12 protein-coding genes and 1 riboswitch are annotated in these 17,555 nt (G+C 68.7%); of the genes, 8 read left to right on the top strand and 4 right to left on the bottom strand.

From position 1 onward, the window contains the following. Nucleotides 1–79: 79 nt before the first annotated feature. From G5S35_RS18630 to G5S35_RS18605, 6 genes are all read left to right on the top strand, one after another. On the top strand, nt 80–1,147 hold the full coding sequence (locus G5S35_RS18630; RefSeq protein ID WP_074986665.1) for an OmpA family protein: 1,068 nt from the start codon (nt 80–82) through the stop codon (nt 1,145–1,147). Nucleotides 1,148–2,136: 989 nt separating this feature from the next. Then, nucleotides 2,137–2,667 (top strand): hypothetical protein, encoded by a 531-nt coding sequence (locus tag G5S35_RS18625; protein ID WP_183039390.1) that lies wholly within the window; start codon nt 2,137–2,139, stop codon nt 2,665–2,667. Nucleotides 2,668–2,931: 264 nt separating this feature from the next. Next, entirely contained in the window at nt 2,932–3,630 is a 699-nt protein-coding gene (locus G5S35_RS18620; protein ID WP_065059616.1) for a response regulator transcription factor, read from the top strand. Next, nucleotides 3,627–5,069 (top strand): FecR family protein, encoded by a 1,443-nt coding sequence (locus G5S35_RS18615; RefSeq protein ID WP_237181446.1) that lies wholly within the window; start codon nt 3,627–3,629, stop codon nt 5,067–5,069. Before G5S35_RS18620 ends, G5S35_RS18615 begins: the two co-directional genes overlap by 4 nt. Nucleotides 5,070–5,080: 11 nt before the next feature. Beyond that, nucleotides 5,081–7,507: a CHASE2 domain-containing protein gene (locus G5S35_RS18610; protein WP_065059617.1), complete on the top strand. Its 2,427-nt coding sequence runs from the start codon at nt 5,081–5,083 to the stop codon at nt 7,505–7,507. Nucleotides 7,508–7,667: 160 nt separating this feature from the next. Next, complete coding sequence (locus G5S35_RS18605; protein WP_074986663.1) at nt 7,668–8,336, top strand: DUF4136 domain-containing protein; 669 nt, start codon at nt 7,668–7,670, stop codon at nt 8,334–8,336. A gap of 180 nt (nt 8,337–8,516) precedes the next feature. On the opposite strand, the gene bluB is transcribed toward G5S35_RS18605, so the two are convergent. The 4 genes from bluB to G5S35_RS39500 all read right to left on the bottom strand — a co-directional run bounded on the left by bluB (nt 8,517) and on the right by G5S35_RS39500 (nt 11,691). Continuing rightward, a complete protein-coding gene (gene bluB, locus G5S35_RS18600; protein WP_065059492.1) occupies nt 8,517–9,203 on the bottom strand; it encodes a 5,6-dimethylbenzimidazole synthase in 687 nt (228 codons plus the stop codon). Beyond that, a complete protein-coding gene (locus tag G5S35_RS18595) occupies nt 9,187–10,590 on the bottom strand; it encodes a cobyrinic acid a,c-diamide synthase CobB (RefSeq protein ID WP_110328402.1) in 1,404 nt (467 codons plus the stop codon). The genes bluB and G5S35_RS18595 overlap by 17 nt, the downstream gene beginning before the upstream one ends. A gap of 4 nt (nt 10,591–10,594) precedes the next feature. After that, nucleotides 10,595–11,197: a cob(I)yrinic acid a,c-diamide adenosyltransferase gene (gene cobO, locus G5S35_RS18590; RefSeq protein WP_065059618.1), complete on the bottom strand. Its 603-nt coding sequence runs from the start codon at nt 11,195–11,197 to the stop codon at nt 10,595–10,597. Nucleotides 11,198–11,277: 80 nt separating this feature from the next. Then, complete coding sequence (locus G5S35_RS39500; protein WP_237181452.1) at nt 11,278–11,691, bottom strand: cobalamin biosynthesis protein; 414 nt, start codon at nt 11,689–11,691, stop codon at nt 11,278–11,280. A 381-nt stretch (nt 11,692–12,072) separates the two neighbouring features. Then, a riboswitch (cobalamin riboswitch) is annotated at nt 12,073–12,345 on the top strand. A 273-nt stretch (nt 12,346–12,618) separates the two neighbouring features. Here G5S35_RS39500 and cobW point away from each other — a divergent pair. Together cobW and cobN are read left to right on the top strand one after the other, a co-directional pair. Then, the gene (cobW, locus tag G5S35_RS18580) at nt 12,619–13,704 is read left to right on the top strand and encodes a cobalamin biosynthesis protein CobW (RefSeq protein WP_272904512.1); all 1,086 of its coding nucleotides are present in this window, start codon (nt 12,619–12,621) and stop codon (nt 13,702–13,704) included. A gap of 31 nt (nt 13,705–13,735) precedes the next feature. After that, the gene (gene cobN / locus G5S35_RS18575; protein ID WP_183039389.1) at nt 13,736–17,548 is read left to right on the top strand and encodes a cobaltochelatase subunit CobN; all 3,813 of its coding nucleotides are present in this window, start codon (nt 13,736–13,738) and stop codon (nt 17,546–17,548) included. Nucleotides 17,549–17,555 lie beyond the last annotated feature (7 nt).

Here is a 17,555-nt window from a genome sequence, read left to right as displayed (position 1 = left end):
GCGCACCTCACGCGGCACGCCCCGCGCTTTCCAACCGCACGGGCGGACCGTGCGGGCCTTTCCATGGGCAACAACCAACATGAAAATCATCGCCATGGCGATCGCGGCTTCCGCCGTGCTCGCCGGATGCGCGTCGCAGGCGACGCGCGATTCCTTGCAGATTCAGGACCCCACCGTGCTCGAAGAGGGGCTCAGAGCGTCGCAGAGCGAGCAGGCCGGCGCGGCCACCGACGCCTGGGTCGGCGCCTATCCGGCCAGCGTGGGCCGCGCGCAACTCGACGACGAACAGCACCGCCTCCAGGCGCTCGGCGCGAAGCAGGCCGGCTATTTCGGCGCGAAGGCGCAGTGCTGGATTTACGCCGCGCGCGAGGAGCACGCGCAGTACAACCATTGGGGATTCGTCGAAGAAGCGGCGCATCAGGCCGACCAGTTGATCGGCGCGCTCGAGGGGCGCGGGCAGGCGTCCGTCGAGAATCCGAAGCTGCGAACCGCGGCCATCGTGCGACCCGATCTGTGGCAGCGGCTGATGGCGGCGAAGTCGTCGCCGGCGTTCGCGTCGTGTCAGCCCGCGCAGGAGCGCGTGGCCTGCGCCGAGGTTGAACTGACGCACGCCGGTCATGAGGCGTGGACACATTCGTTCGACGCGAGCGCGCAGCGCGTTGCCGAAGTGCAGCACAAGATCGCCGATCTTCCCGCCGTGCTGAACGCCTGCCAGCCGCCGCGAAAGGAGCCGCCGCCGCTGCCGAGCAGCATCACGTTGCCGACCGACACGCTGTTCCGTTTCGATCGTGGCGATCTCAACGGTCTGTTGCCGCAGGGCCGGGCGAGTCTCGATGCATTGGCGCGCGATCTTGCCGCAGCGGGCGATGTCACGGCGGTCCGCACGGAGGGCTATACCGACCGGCTGGGCAGCGACAGTTACAACATGCGGCTTTCGCGGCAGCGCGCGGAAACCGTCGCCGGGTATCTGCGCGAGCGCAGCGAGGCGAATATTGCGATGAGCGCGGTGGGCCGCGGCAAGGCGAACCCGGTCGTGCAGTGCAATGAGCGCGACCGCGAAGCCTTGATTGCCTGTCTTGCGCCCAATCGCCGCGTCGAGCTTTCGATCGCGCGCAAGTCGTCAGGCGCACAGGCCGCCGCGCGATAAGTTCTGCGCAGCAAGTCGGCGCATTCGCTCCTGTGTCCGCAGTTCGCGGCGACCTGCGCATGCGCCCACGCGCCCGCCGTCTTATACGGCGGGCTTTCTGTCTTTCCGTTCTGACTTCCAATCGGCTTTCCAATCGGCCTTTCAATCCGACTTTCCATCGCACTTTCAAGCGGCTATTTCGTGCGCTTTCATCATCGCGGAAAGCTCGTTCGAACTGCCAAATAGCGCCCGTCCAGCACGTTCGCCTCCTTCACGCCCACAATCGACGACCACGCCCGTCCATCGCGCTTCATTGCGTCTTTTCCCTACGCCTTCCTGCGTCGATTCCGACAGATTTAACAATCCCTGACAGTAGGTTTTTCCGCTTGCGACGACAATAGGCCGTCGCGGCCCAACAAGTCATCGCGGGCATGATCCGCATGACGGCCGGCATCGAGCCCGAGTGGATCGACGCGCACGATACGACGGCATGGACGCCATGCCCGTCACGCACGACATACACGGAATTCGGCTACGGGGGCTGGCGCGATCGGGACACGGCGACGCGCCGGTGCGTGGAAGGCAGAGCGGACTCGAGTTCGCCACATAACGCTGGAAACAGCGCCTGGTAGTAGGAGTGGCGATGGCGGTGAGCGTGACGCCATGCAGTGAGATCGGTTGCGGCCAGCAGGCGGACGTCGGGCGGTGATGTCCGCCCGCGTGCGACGCGCCGTCGAGGTGGCGTCGGCGCCCGCGCCGGTGGTCCTGGTCCGGGGGCGAGGGCTGCCGGAGACTACGCGGTGCGCGACTGCGGCCATCGTCACTCGTTTTTCAATCTTTCAAACAGGCACGCGCGCACGCTTGAGCACGCTCAAGTACGTCCGGGACGGGCGCGCCCTGGCATCACATGACACACGACGTCCGGTAGCGCCGGCGGCTTCGATGAGCGGCCAGGCGGTGCGCGAACGGCGGCGTTGGTCGGCGACAAGCGTTAGCGACACGAGGTTTTCATGTTTTTCCGCTTCGGCAGCACCCGGTTTCCGCCCGCTTCCCGCGTCAACGCTTCGGGTGGCAGTCGCGATCTCGACCGCGTCGAGCTGGACCTCGCCCGCGACCGCCATGCGCGCGCCGCCATGGAGGCTTACGCCGATTCGTGCGAGGCCGAATTGCCCTGGCTGAGCGAGGCGCTGCGTCAGTCGCGCTATGGCCGTTCGGACAAGTTGACGCAATGTTCCGCGACTGTGCTGCGCGCATTTGTGCTTGCGCAGGCGCGCGCCGCCGCGCAGCCCGACTATGCGCATGCCGCATGGGAGCACGTACGCATCCATCTGGCCGCGCTGCTGTCGGGCGATCCGCCGGCCGCCGCGGAGCATGAGGGACACCACGGCCAGCCCGGCGATCACGCCCGGCGCGCACAAACGGATGCACATACGGATGCACATACGGATGCACAGCCAGACGCAAAAACGGACGCAAAACCGGGCGCGCCCTCGGCCGACGACGTGTTCGTGCCTTTGGGCCAGCGTCCGGCGCCGAGATAGTCGGTAATCGGGACGATCACAGGCCGCGCGTCGGATGCGAGCGTTTTCGTCTACCATGAGCGGATTCCGCATCCCCGGTCCGGAGGCGCGCTTGCCGCTCCCGTTTATTTCGAGACGCTGCGAAAGTGGCGGTTTGCGCGCGCGGCGCGGGTCGCGCGCAACGGGGTTGGGGAGGGATTTCGCCAGCGCCGTCGGCAACGCTGGCGGGACCGCAGGGTGGATCCATCCCGAGAACATGAAAAACGATACTGGGTGCGGGGCACTATGAGAATTGCAGTACTGGATGACGATCCGGCACAGACCGACTTCGTCTGTCAAACCTTGATGGCGGCAGGTCACGTCTGCCACGCGTTCGCCAAGGGCGGCGAACTGGTCCGGCAACTGCGCCGGCAGACTTTCGACCTGCTCGTGCTCGACTGGAACGTGCCGGACATGGCCGGCGACGAAGTTCTTCATTGGGTGCGGCAAAGCCTGTCCACGCGTCTGCCGGTCCTGTTCATGACGAGCCGCAGCCGCGAGGTGGACATCGCGCTGATGCTCAACAGCGGCGCCGACGACTACGTCGTCAAGCCGGTGTCCGCGCCGGTGCTGCTCGCGCGCGTCGGCTCGCTGCTGCGTCGCGCGTATCAACTGCAACCGCCCGCGCAGAAGGAAGTCTTCGGCGAATACGAGTTCGATTTGAAGTCGCGTCAGGTGACGGTGACCGGCAAGGCGGTCGCGCTCACGCAGAAGGAATTCGACCTCGCGCTGCTGCTGTTCCAGCACCTGAGCCGCCCGCTGTCGCGCGCGCACATTCTCGACGTGATCTGGAAGCAATCGGACGACATCCCGTCGCGCACCATGGACACCCACGTGTCGATGCTGCGCTCGAAGCTCGGTCTGCGTCCCGAAAACGGCTATCGCCTCACGCCGATCTACGGCTACGGCTACCGCCTCGAGCGCATCGAGGGGGACGCCGCGTGAGGGGCGCCCGCGCGAGTCGCCCCGTTGCGGGCGCAAGCCTGGCGCTGGCGCGGCCGTTGTTCGCCTGTGCGCTCGCGCTGAGCCTGCTGCCGGTCATGCGCGGCGCGCAGGCGCGTCAGCCGGGCGCGCCGCTCGCGCAGCCGCGGCCCGTCGCGATGGCCATCTACGTCACGCGTGCCGGCGACTCGCTCTATGACATCGCCGCGCGTTATCTGCGCGATCCCGCCGACTGGCCCCAGCTCGCGCGCTTGAACGGCGTGAGCGCGCCGCGCCGTCTCCAGGCGGGCGTGCAACTGCGCGTGCCGGTCGCGCTGCTGCGCCAGGACGGCTTGAGCGCGCGCGTAATCGCGACCAGCGGCCCGGCGAGCCACGCTTTCGGCCAGGCGCCGCTGCTGCCGCTCGCGGTCGGCACGAAGCTCGTCGAAGGCGACCGCGTGCAGACGGGCAACGAAGGTTTCGCCACGCTCGAACTCGGCGACGGCTCGCATCTGATCCTGCCGCCCAACACCTCGCTCGACCTCGCCACGCTGCGCCAGACCGCGCTGACGGGCGCGACCGATCGCGTCGTCAATCTGCGCGGCGGCGAAGTCGATACCGAAGTCACGCACGCCACGAAGAAGGACGATCGCTTCCAGATCCGCTCGCCTTCGGTGGTCGCGGGCGTGCGCGGCACGCGCTTTCGCGTGAACTACAACGGCGATAAGGGCTCGACGGCGGTGGAAGTGCTCGACGGCGCGGTGGGCGTCGACGCCTCGGCGCGCGGTCACGCCGCCGCCGTCGCGCCTGCGCCGGGCACGCCGCTCGCCGCGTCCACGCAACTGGTCGCGGCCGGTCACGGCAGTCTGACGCAGGCGGGCGGTGCGGCCGGCGCGCCCGTCGCGCTGCTCGGCGCGCCGGATCTGCGCAATCCCGCCAAGGTGCAGGACGAGGCCCACGTCGCTTTCGACATCGCGCCATTCGACGGCGCACACGGCTATCGCGTGCAGATCGGCCGCGATGCGGGTCTGTACGACATGATCCGCGATCAGCGCAGCGACTCGCCGCGCGTCGACGCGGGCGCGCTCGACGACGGCACGTATTTCGTGCGCCTGTCCGCGATCGACGCGAACGGCCTCGAAGGCATGCCGTCCACCTACGCGTTCGAGCGCCGCCGCCTCTCGCTCGACGCCACGGCCGGCCGCGTGGACGGCTCGCGCGACTACGCGTTCCGCTGGTTCGTCGACCGCGGCGCGCAGAGCACGCGTTTTCGCTTCGTGCTGGCGAAAACGGAAGATCTGCGCGCGCCGCTCGTCGACCGCACCGATCTCCAGGACGGTGAGGCCGTGGTGCGCGATCTGCCCAAGGGCACCTATTACTGGACCGTGATCGCCGAGCAGTTCGAGGGCGGCCGCTACTACCAGAAAGCCAGTCCGGTCCAGTCGTTCCGGCTCGACTGGTGACGCAGACGCGCATGAGCGTGAGCCCGCCCACGCCGCTCGGCCGTCCGGTCGGGCGGCGCTTTCTGTTCGAATGGGCGGGCGTGGCGTGCGCGGGCATTCTCGTCGTGCTGCTGAGCGTGCTGGGGCAGTGGACGCTGGGCGCCGATCATCTCGTCTACGACCGCCTGCTGACGCTGCGTGAGCGGCCGGTTTCGCCCGACATCGTGATCGTCGAAATCGACAATGCGAGCGTGGCCGCGCTCGGCCGCTGGCCCTGGCCGCGCAGCGTGCACGCGCAGGTGGTCGACCGGCTCGCGCAGGCGGGCGCGGCGGCCGTGGTCTACGACGTGCTGTTCACCGAGCCGTCGATCGACGACGTGCGCTTCGGCGAGGCGCTGCGCAAGCGGCCCGCGTATCTCCCCGTGCTGCTGTCGCCCGCCGACGAGACCGACGGCGGCCGCCGCACGGTCGACCAGCCCGTCGCGCAGCTTGCGCAGGCGGCGGCCGGGATCGGCCACATCAATCTCGAAGTCGATACGGACGGCATCGTGCGCAGCGTCGCACTGTTCGAGGGCGACGCCCGGCAGCGCTGGCCGCAACTCATGGTGCCGCTGTGGCGCGCGGTGCGCAGCGGCCAGGTCACGCTCGCGCACGCCGCTTATCCCGCCGACGCCGCGCGCCGCGACGCCAGCCTGCTGCACGCGGGCGGCCCGCACAGCGAGGCGCGTTTCCTCGTGCCGTTCAGCGCGAGCGTCGAGCACTACCGCAAGGTGTCGTTCGCCGATCTGCTCGAAGGACGCGTGCCGCCCGGCCTGCTGCGCGGGCGCGTGGCGCTCGTGGGCGTGACGGCGTCGGGGCTCTACGACCGCTTCGCCACGCCGCTCTCGGGCACGCTCGGGCCGCTGCCGGGCGTCGATATCCACGCGCTCGTGCTCGATACGCTGCTCAACGGCACCGCCATCGAACCGGCCGGACCGCCGACCGTCGTGCTGGCTTCGCTGCTGCCGCTCGCGCTGCTGCTGGCCGGCTTTCTGGTGTTCGCGCCGCTGCGCACGCTGCTGCTGCTGCCGTTGCTCGCGCTGCTTTCGCTGGCCGCGAGCGCGGCGCTGCTCTACGGCGCGCGCATCTGGCTCACGCCCGTGCCGGCCATCGTCGCGCTGGCCGTGGCGTATCCGCTCTGGAGCTGGCGGCGTCTCGAAATGACGATGTCGTATCTGCGCAAGGAGTTGCAGCAGCTCGCCGACGAACCCTACCTGCTGCCCGAGGCGCCCGCGCCCGGACGCGAGTACGCGGGCGACGCGCTGGCGCAGCAAATGGCCCTGATGGCGCAGGCCGCGCAGCGCTTGCAGGACATGCGCCGCTTCGTCTGGGACAGTCTCGATTCGGTGCCGGAGCCCTTGCTGGTCGCCGACCTGCGCGGCATCGTGCTGATCGCCAATCACGCGGCGCGTGCCTATTTCGCGCGCCTGAACGTGGGCGCGTTCGAGGGGCGCTGGGTGCAGGACGTGTTCGGCGACCTCGCGCTCGTCAAGCCGATCGATCCGAATCCGGAGACGCTCGCGTTCGCGCATGCGCACTGGCCCGCGCCGCTCGATCCGGCGCGCGGCGAATTCGCGCAGTTGATGGAGCGCGGCGTGGAAGTGCGCGCGCGCGACGGCAGCGACTATCTGCTGCGCTACGCGAGCTGCACCAATGCGCAGGGCCAGGCGGTAGGCTGGATCGCCGGTCTCGTCGACGTGACGGCGCTGCACGACGCCGAGCGTCAGCGCGAAGATGCGCTGCGTCTGCTTTCGCACGACATGCGCTCGCCGCAGGCGTCGATCGTCGCGCTGGTCGAAACCGAGCGCGAGCGCGGCACGCTGGCGGCCGCGCCGGTGCGCGAGGTCATGGACCGCATCGAGCGCTACGCGCGCCGCTCGCTCACGCTGGCCGACGACTTCGTGCAGCTCGCGCGCGCGGAATCGCAGGTCTATGCGCTGGAGCCGACGAGCCTCGCCGAACTGATGATCGACGCCAGCGACGAAGTGTGGCCGCAGGCGAGGGCGAAGCGCATCCAGATCGAGACGGCGTTCGAGGGCGACGAAATGGGCTGGATCAACGCCGACCGCTCGCTGATGACGCGCGCGCTCGTGAACATTCTGAACAACGCGGTGAAGTACAGCCCGCAGGACACGCGCATTGTCTGTAGTATCGCGATCGCGCAGAGCCGGCCGCCGCGCGTGATCTGCTCGATCCGCGATCACGGCTACGGCATTCCGCTCGAAGATCAGGCGAAGCTGTTCGAGCCGTTCCGGCGTTTTCATGCGGGCAAGCGGCCCGAGGTGAGCGGCGCGGGGCTGGGCATGGCGTTCGTGAAGACGGTCGTGACGCGCCACGGCGGCGAGGTCCACGTCGAAAGCGAGCCCGACAAGGGCACCACGTTGACGATGTCGCTGCCTGCGCTCGATGCGCCGGAATAAGCAGCGAAGTTACGCGAAGTCACACGGAAGTCAGCCCGGATGGAGCGCGCAATGTGCGCGCGTTTTGCCGGAACGCAGCGCCGTGCGCCGCGTCCGGACGATGAGATGCGATGAGATGCCGCCGGCGTTGGCCGGCCAGGATTCCGATGGAGTATGTCCCGTGAAGATCCCGATGACGATCTGCGCCCTGACGATGGCGGGCGCGCTGGCAGGTTGCGCGAACCCGAGCGCCGACGTGCGCGCGCAAGGCGGCCTCGCCGAGACCGGTGCGCCGGGCGCGAGCTACCGTTTCGCGCACACGCCCGCTGAAGACGAGCAGGCGGCCAGGACCGCGCAATCCGGCGCCGATGCGCCGCTGTCCGCCGAGCCGCTGCTGCGCGCGGCGCTGGCGCAGCGCGGTTTCAAAGAAGCGCCGCCGGTTCAGGCGGGTGCGTCCGATACGGCGCACTATCTGGTGTCGGCGGCATGGGCGTCGCGGCCCGCCGATGTTACCGTCGCGGACGGTCATTGCGTGGGCGGCTGCGTGCCGGCGCAAGCGCCGTCGCTGCCGTGGTTCGGCCATCCTTATGTGCACTCGCTGACGCTGCGCTTCTTCGCGCTGCCCGACGGTCACGAAGCCTACAAGGTGAGCGCGGTCAAACGCGACCGTAACGCCGATGCGCAACAGGCGCTGCCGTATCTCGTCGCGAGCGCGCTGGCGCAACTGCCGTATGCGGGCGCGGCGCAATGGCGCGTGACGATGAAACCGCATGAGGGGGCGCAAAACGACGCGCAACACGCGAATCAGGCGATGCCCGACGTGATCTCGGTAAAGCCACAAGCGCAGTGACGTAAGACCGCCGCGCACGCGAATCTGCTTTCGCGTGCTGCGGCAACGGACAGCGTGCGGTATCGGCGACGGCCGGCCCGGATTGCGGCCCGGATTGCGGCGCGACTCCGCGCCCGATTATGACGGCGCCTTTCTCATCACCCCCGACAACAACAACGTCGAGGCGGTCTGCTTCGGACTTTAGCCCTTGTTTTGCGAGTCGCCGGGCGCGTCGCCCGCCTGAGCCGCATCCGGCCAGCGGTTTTCGTAGACGCACTCGCCGAGCGCCTTGCGCTGCGCCCAGCGCTCCATTTCGAGCATCGGCCGTGGATAGAACTCCGCGACGTGGCCGACGCAAAGAATCGCCACCGGTTTCGCGCCGGGCGGCATGCCGAGCAGCGCGTGCACTTCGTCGACGTCGAAGATCGACACCCAGCCCATGCCGAGCCCTTCGGCGCGCGCCGCGAGCCACATGTTCTGGATCGCGCAGGCCACCGACGCGAGGTCCATTTCCGGCAGCGTGCGGCGGCCGAAAATATGCGCTTCGCGCCGATCCATCAGCGCGACGACGAGCAGTTCGCCGCACTCGCGCATCCCCTCGACCTTGAGCTTCATGAACTCTTCGCGACGCTTGCCGAGCGCGTCGGCGGTCGCGAGGCGCTCGCGCTCGACGGCGTCCTGCAACTGCGCGCGCACGGCCGCGTCGGTGATGCGCACGATGCGCCACGGCTGCATGAAGCCGACGCTCGGCGCGTGATGCGCGGCGTCGAGCAGACGCGTCAGCGTCGCCGGATCGACGGGACCGGGCGCGAAGTGGCGCATGTCGCGCCGTTCGTAGATCGCGCGGTAGACCGCCGCGCGTTCGGCTTCGTCAAAGGGCTGTGCCATGGAAAAGTGCGGCTGCGAAGGCCGGATTGGAAGGCCAGTAGGCGTGCATATAAGTCGCGACGATCGTGCCGTGCCGATAGACCGGCTCGCCCGCCGCGCCGGTGTGCGCGTGGCGCGCGTGCAGCTCGGCGTCGAGCGGCGTGCTCACGCGCGAGTAGTGGAACGTGTGGCCCGTGAGCGTGCCGTGGCGCGCGCTGTCGAGACGCTGCATGCCGAGCGCGGCGAAGCGCTTTTGCATGACCGCCGCGCCGGGCAGCAGGCCGAGCATCGGCGTGCACGCGCCGTCGGCGGACGTGAGCGTTTCGAGCAGATAAAGCATGCCGCCGCATTCGGCGACGAGCGGTCGCTGCGCGGCGACGTGCGCGCGCAGCGACTGCGCGCAGCGCGCGTTGGCCGCGAGCGTGGCCGCGTGCAGTTCGGGATAGCCGCCGGGCAGATAGAGGGCGTCGGCGTCGGCGGGCGCGGCTTCGTCGGCGAGCGGCGAGAAGAAGCTCAGGCGCGCGCCCAGCGTTTCGAGCAGCGCGAGATTCGCGGGATAGATGAACGAAAACGCGGCGTCGCGCGCGATCGCGATGTGCAGGCCGTCGAGCAGGCGCGGCGCGCGCGCGGACGCGGCGTTGGCGTCGGCATCGGATTCAAGGTCGGACGCCTCGCCGGATTCAACGTCGGACGCAACGTCGGGCAGCGCGAATTCGACGGCGGGCGGCAGGGCGGCGAGCGCGGTGGCTTCGAGCGCGTCGGCGGCGCGTTCGATGCGCGCGTCGAGGTCGCCGATTTCGTCGGCGCGATGCAGGCCCAGATGACGCTCGGGCAGCGCGAAGGCCGCGTCGCTGGCGACGTGGCCGAGCCAGCGGATATCGGCCGGCAGCGCTTCCTGCAACATCTGTGCGTGGCGCGGCGAGCCGACGTGATTGGCGAGCACGCCGTGAAACGGCACGTCGGCGCGAAAGCGCGCGAGGCCGAACGCAATCGCGCCGAAGGTCTGCGCCATCGACTTCGCGGAGATCGCGGCGGCCACCGGCACGCCGAACGTGGCGGCGAGATCGGCGCTGCTGGGCGTGCCGTCGAACAGGCCCATCACGCCTTCGATCAGGATCAGGTCGGCTTCCTGCGCGGCCTGCGCGAGCAGCGCGCGGCAGCCCGTTTCGCCGACCATCCACAGGTCGAGCGAGAACACGGGCGCGCCGCTCGCGCGCTCGAGAATCATCGGATCGAGAAAGTCGGGGCCGGTCTTGAACACGCGCACGCGCCGCCCGGCACGCCGGTGCAGACGCGCGAGCCCTGCCGTGAGCGTGGTCTTGCCCTGGCCCGAGGCGGGCGCGCTGATGAAGAGCGCGGGGCAGGCCACGCGCGCCGCCGTCTTCGTCTTCGTCGCCGTCGCGTTCATCGCGTCAGAACTCCACGCCCTTTTGCGCCTTCACGCCCTGCTCGCGATACGGATGCTTCACGAGGCGCATTTCGGTGACGAGGTCGGCGGCTTCGATCATTTCGTCGGCGGCGTGACGGCCCGTGACGACGACGTGCTGCATCGGCCCGCGCGCGGTCAGCACGCCGAGCACTTCGTCGAGCGGCAGATATTCGTACTTGAGCACGGTGTTCAGTTCGTCGAGGATCACCATGCCGTATTCGCCGCTCTCGATCATGCGCTTCGCGGCGTCCCAGCCCTTGCGCGCGGTGGCGATATCGGCGTCGCGGTTCTGCGTGTTCCAGGTGTAGCCGTCACCCATCGTGACGAAGTCGCAGTGCGCGACGCTGGCGAGAAAGTCGCGTTCGGACGTGTGCAGCGCGCCCTTGATGAACTGCACGACGCCGAGCTTCATGCCGTGGCCGAGCACGCGCACGGCCATGCCGAAGGCCGCCGTGCTCTTGCCCTTGCCGTTGCCGGTATTGACGATCAAGAGGCCTTTTTCGTGCGTCGCGGCGGCCTGCTTTTTTTCGTGGCCTTCGCGGCGGCGCTGGGTCATGCGTTGGTGCGATTCCGGGTCGGTTTTCATCGTCGCGAAGCGTCCTGTTGTGAATGCAATGAGTGTCGGGTGATGCGTGTTCTTGCGATGCGGGCGTCGGGCGTCCTGCATCAGCGTCGTGTATCGGGCGCGATGGCGGCGAGCGCCACCGTCACGCCGTCGAGCGCGAGCTTGCCGCGTAGCAGCGCGCCGCCATCGGCCGCGAGACGCGCGCACGGTTCGCACACGCCCGGCACGCCGAAACGCGCCAGCGCCGCCGCGCTCGGAGCCGAATCCGCCATCGAATCCGATGCCGATGCCGCTTGCCGCGCCGTCGCCTGCACCTGCTCGCGCGTGAATCCCCGCAACGGCAGCCCGTGCGCCGCGCAAAACGCGCGCAACGCGGGCTCGGCGGTTTTCGCATCGAGCGTCGCCACGGCGCGCACGTTCGCGAGCGGCCACGCGCCGAGCGCGGCTTGCACGGCGGCCTCGATCTGCGCAACCGAGACGCCCTGGCGACAGCCGATGCCGATCGCGAGCGCGATCGCCTGGGCGAGCGGCGCCGCATTGTCCGCTGCCGGGGCGGCATCGGGCAAGCAGTCGGCGGGCGGGGCGGGAGTCACGGAGCGCGGAAAGTCGGGGGCGTAATGCGTGGAAAAAGCGGAAATCGGCCGAAAACGGCGTAAATTCGCGCATACGATAGCACAGGCATTTCGCGCCTCGCGGCTCGGACAGGCGGCCTCGCGGCTCCAGCCGGCCTGGGCGAAACGATCCGGAACGCGCACGGAACCGGCGCCGCCCGCATGCCACAAGGACACCGCACGGACACCGCACGGACACCGCACAGACACCGCACAGACACCGCCCATCGCCGCAATGGCCCGCGCCCGTCGCCCGTCCAGGTTGACGCGCAGCGCACCCGCGCCTACACTCGCACGCACTCTGGTGCTCGCGTACGCGTACGTTTCGCACGCAGTTAAACGGGAATCAGGGAGCCATCCCGCCACGGGCACGGCCAACCTGAACTGCACCCGCAACGGTACAACGAGCGCATCGTCCGCAAGGTCGATGCAAGCCGCTTCATCGCATGCGCCGCATGCATGGCCACTGTGCGACGCGCGCCTGAATGGCGCGCCGCGCGGGAAGGCGAAGCGGCGTGACTCGTCAGTCCGGATACCGGCCAGATACGCGGGACGCGCGCTGCGGGGTTGCGGCGCCGCGTCCATGATTTCTGCGTCATGCCGGGCCTCGCCCGTGGCGCGTCCAGACCGGTTGTATCGTCCGTATCGTTACCGATGGCGTCATGCAGCGCGCCGCGATCCTGTGCTTCGCGCACGTCGCGAACTACGCTGATTGCATGTGCCGTCATGCACGCCACGCGACGACCCACCCGCCAGGACGCTCACGCGCGACGCGCACGGCGCGGCGCACCTCACCTGCGGCCCATGCGCCGAAGGAGCTTCCTCATGCAGATGCGCAAAATCCCCGTCACCATCGTCACGGGCTTCCTCGGCAGCGGCAAAACCACGCTGTTGCGCCACATTCTTCAGCACGCAGGCGGCCTGCGCGTCGCGGTCATCGTCAACGAATTCGGCGAACTGGGTATCGACGGCGAAATCCTGCGCGGCTGCGGCATCGGTTGCGACGAGAACGGCAACGAAACGGAAGGCCAGCTCTACGAACTCGCCAACGGCTGCCTCTGCTGCACCGTGCAGGAAGAATTCTTCCCGGTGATGGAGCAACTGCTCGAACGCCGCGCCGACATCGACCACGTGCTGATCGAAACCTCGGGCCTCGCGCTGCCCAAGCCGCTCGTGCAGGCGTTCAACTGGCCGTCGATCCGCAACGCCTTCACCGTCGACGCGGTCGTGACGGTGGTCGACGGTCCCGCCGCCGCGAGCGGCCAGTTCGCGGACAACCCGCAAGCCGTCGATGCGCAGCGCAAGGCCGATCCGAATCTCGATCACGAATCGCCGCTGCACGAACTGTTCGAAGACCAGCTGTCGGCCGCCGATCTCGTCATCCTGAACAAGACCGATCTGATCGACGCCGCCGCGCAGGACGCGCTCATCGAGGAGCTGCGCGAAGAACTGCCGCCGCAGGTGAAGATCGTGCGCGCGCAGCACGGCAAGCTCGACCTGCACACGCTGCTCGGTCTCGAAGCCGCGTCGGAGGAAAGCATTCATCTGCGCCACGATCACCACGGTTCCGCCGACGACGCCGATCATCATCACGACGAGTTCGATTCCGTCGTGGTCGAGGCGCAGGTGTCGTCGCGCGACGCGGCGGTCGCGGCGCTGCAAACGCTCGTCGATACGCACACGATCTATCGCGTGAAGGGTTTCGCCGCGCTGCCGGGCGCGCCGATGCGCCTCGTGATTCAGGGCGTGGGCCGCCGCTTCGACAGCTATTTCGATCGCCGCTGGAACGTGCAGGAAAGCGCGGCGCAGCCACTCGCGAGCCGCTTCGTGCTGATCGGCGAGGAGCTCGACGCCGCCGCGCTGCAAGGCGCGTTCGACGCGGCGCTGGCCGCGGCGCAAACCGCATCCGCGCAATAACACCGAGCACGCAGTTCAACGAGCGACACCCATGCATTTGCTGCGCACCACGCCGGGCGGTTTCGTCGACGACACGCAGGGCGTGATCCGCATCGATCAACAGCCCGCCGAGATCGTCGTACTGAGTTCGGCGGACACCACGCTCGCGCTGCTGGCGAGCGTCGTGCCGCGCCTGCCCGAAGGTTTTCCGGGCGTGCGGCTCGCGAACGTCACCTATCTGCGCCAGAACGCGTCGGTCGATTTTTATATCGACGACGTGCTCAGGCATGCGCGTGTGGTCGTGGTCGATCATCTGGGCGGCGAAGCCTACTGGCCGTACGGCATCGAGCAGGTCGTGTCGCTCGCGCAGCAGCGCGGGCAACTGCTCGCGATGTTCTCGGGCGACTTGCAGGAAGACCCGAACCTGATCGCCAGGAGTCGCGCCGAGCCGGATTTTTGCCGTCTTTTGTGGCGCTATCTGCGCGAAGGCGGCGCGGCGAATGCCGAAGGTTTTCTGCGCGCGCTCGCGTGGCGCGCGTTCGACTGGGGCCGCGAGCCGGCGCCGCCGGTCGTGCTGCCCGCCGCCGCGATCTATCATCCGGCGCGCGACGTGGCCACCGTCGACGACTGGCGCGCGCGCTGGACACCCGGCGCGCCCGTCGTCGCGATCCTGTTTTACAAGGCGCATCTGCAGGCCGCGAACACGGCCGCGTTCGATGCGCTGATCGATGCGCTGCTCGCGCGCGGACTCAATCCGCTGCCGCTTGCCATCACCTCGCTCAAGGACGCGATCAGCCGCGACGTGCTCGACCGTCTCGCGGCCGAACACGACATCGCGCTCGTGCTCAACACCACGGCGTTCGCGGCCTCGGCGCTCGACGACCCCGAACCGCTCGCGCTCGCGGGCGACGCACCGGTGTTGCAGGTGATCCTGAGCGGCGGCAATCGCGACGACTGGGTCAAGGACAATCACGGCCTGAATTCGCGCGACATCGCCATGCATATCGCGCTGCCGGAAGTGGATGGCCGCGTGATTACGCGCGCGATCAGCTTCAAGGGTCTCGCGTATCACTGCAAGCACACGCAGGTCGACGTGGTGCGCTATCAGCCCGATGCGGAGCGCGTGGCTTTCGTGGCCGAACTCGCGCGCCGCTGGTGCCACCTGCGCACGCAGCCGAACGCGCAGAAAAAACTCGCGCTCGTGCTCGCCAACTATCCGATGAGCGAAGGGCGCATCGGCAACGGCGTGGGGCTCGATACGCCTGCGTCGGTGGTGAACATCCTGCGCATGTTGCGCGACGAAGGCTATCGCGTCGCCGAGCTGCCCGAGGACGGCGAAGCGCTCATGGACACGCTCACGCAGGGCGTGACCAACGATCCCGACACGCGTGCGCTGCGGCCCGCGTTTCAGAGTCTCGCGCTCGACGACTATCGGCGCTATTTCGCGCAACTGCCCGCGGAGGCGCAAAACGCGCTGATCGCGCGCTGGGGCGCGCCCGAGCAGGACCCGGGCGTGCGCCGTGGACGCTTCATGATTGCGGGCTGGCGCTGCGGCCAGGTGTTCGTCGGCATTCAACCGTCGCGTTCGCGCGGCGACGACAGTTACGCGAACTATCACGACGCCGACCTCGTGCCGCCGCACGCGTATCTCGCGTTCTACTTCTGGCTGCGCGAGAGCTTCGGCATCGATGCGATCGCGCACGTCGGCAAGCACGGCAATCTCGAATGGCTGCCGGGCAAGAGCGTCGCGCTCGCGCACACGTGCTGGCCCGACATGGTGCTCGGCCCGCTGCCGCATCTGTATCCGTTCATCGTCAACGATCCGGGCGAGGGCAGCCAGGCGAAGCGCCGCGCGCAGGCCGTGATCGTCGATCACCTGATGCCGCCGCTCACGCGCGCCGAAAACTACGGGCCGTTGCAGGATCTCGAACGTCAGGTCGACGAGTATTACGAAGCCTTGATGGTCGATCCGCGCCGCGCGAAGCTGCTGCGCAAAACCATTCTCGCGACGATTGTCGAGCACAAGCTGCACGAGGAATTGAGCATCGACGCGCCGACCAGCGCCGACGCCGAGGACGCACTGCTCACGCGCGCCGACGCCTATCTGTGCGAGCTGAAGGAAGCGCAGATTCGCGACGGGCTGCATACGTTCGGCGCGTCGCCGCAAGGCACGCAGCGGCGCGACACGCTGCTCGCGCTCGGCCGCTACGCATGCGGCGACGGGCAGGGCGCGAATGCTGGGCTGATCGATGCGCTTGCGCGCGATCTGCGCATCGATCATCTGCTCGATGCCGCGACGGTCGATTGGGCCGCGCCGTGGACCGGCCCGCGCGCCGACGCGCTCGCGCAGCTCAGCGACGCGCCGTGGCGTCACGCGGGCGATACGCGCGAGCGGCTCGACATGCTGGCGGCGCGCTTCATCGCGCATGTGTGCGGCGACGCAGGCGCGGAGATCGATGCCGAAGTCTGGCCGCAAGTCTGGCCGCAAGTCTGGCCGCAAGCCGCGCGCGTGCTCGCGCGTCTGCGCGACGACGTGCTGCCGCGTCTCGACGCCTGCGGCCACGAAGAATTGCGTCAGCTCCGGCGCGGTTTCGAAGGCCGTTTCGTGCCGCCCGGCCCGAGCGGTTCGCCGTCGCGCGGCCGTCCCGACGTGCTGCCGACGGGGCGCAACTTCTATTCGGTCGACACGCGCGCGGTGCCCACGCAGGCGGCCTGGTCGCTCGGCATGAAGTCGGCGCAGCAACTGATCGAGCGGCATCTGCAGGAGCACGGCGATTATCCGCGCGCGATCGGGCTGTCGGTCTGGGGCACGGCGACGATGCGCACCGGCGGCGACGATATCGCCCAGGCGCTCGCGCTGATCGGCGCGCGGCCGAAGTGGGCGGCGGGCAGTCAGCGCGTGATCGACTTCGAGATCATGCCGGTGGAAGCGCTCGATCGTCCGCGTATCGACGTGACGCTGCGCGTGTCGGGCTTTTTCCGCGACGCGTTTCCCAACGTGATGCATCTGTTCGACGCCGCCGTGCAGGCCGTCGCCGAACTCGACGAGCCCGAGCATTTGAACCCGCTGCGTGCGCGTATCCAGCGCGAGCGCGACGCCTTGATCGCCGACGGCATGGAGGCGGGCGAAGCGCGTCGCCGCGCGGGCTGGCGCGTGTTCAGCGCGAAGCCCGGCGCGTATGGCGCGGGTCTGCAATCGATGATCGATCATCGGCAATGGCAGAGCGACGCCGATCTCGCGCTGGCCTACGAAGCGTGGGGCGGTTACGCCTACGCGCAGAAAAGCGCGGGCGACGAGGCGCGCGACGCGTTCCGCAAGCGCCTCGCGACCATCGACGTGGTGCTGCAGAATCAGGACAACCGCGAGCACGATCTGCTCGACTCGAACGACTACTACCAGTTCCAGGGCGGCATGGCCGCCGCCGCGCGCCACTTCTCGCAGGCGCAGCCCACGCTCTATCACGCCGACCACAGCAATCCCGCCGCGCCGCGCATTCGTCCGCTGCACGAGGAGATCGCGCGCGTGATCCGTTCGCGCGTGGTCAATCCGAAGTGGATCGACGGCGTGAAGCGGCACGGCTACAAGGGCGCGGCGGAAATGGCCGCGACCGTCGATTATCTGTTTGGTTACGATGCGACCGCGCGCGTGGTGGGCGATCATCAATACGCGCTGGTCGCCGATGCCTACGTGCACGACGACGACACGCGCGCGTTCATGGAGCGCCACAATCCGCACGCACTGCACGCGATCTGCGAACGTCTGATCGAGGCGATGCAGCGCGGCTTGTGGCAGCAGCCGGGCGAGCATCGCGAGCGCGTCGAGCAGCGTTTGCTCGAAGCCGGGCAGAAGATGGAAGCACAATGAAGGAATC

Origin of the sequence: Paraburkholderia tropica (assembly GCF_014171495.1) — a bacterium.
Classification (GTDB): Bacteria; Pseudomonadota; Gammaproteobacteria; order Burkholderiales; family Burkholderiaceae; genus Paraburkholderia; species Paraburkholderia tropica.
This window is presented reverse-complemented; position numbering and strand designations above follow the sequence as displayed.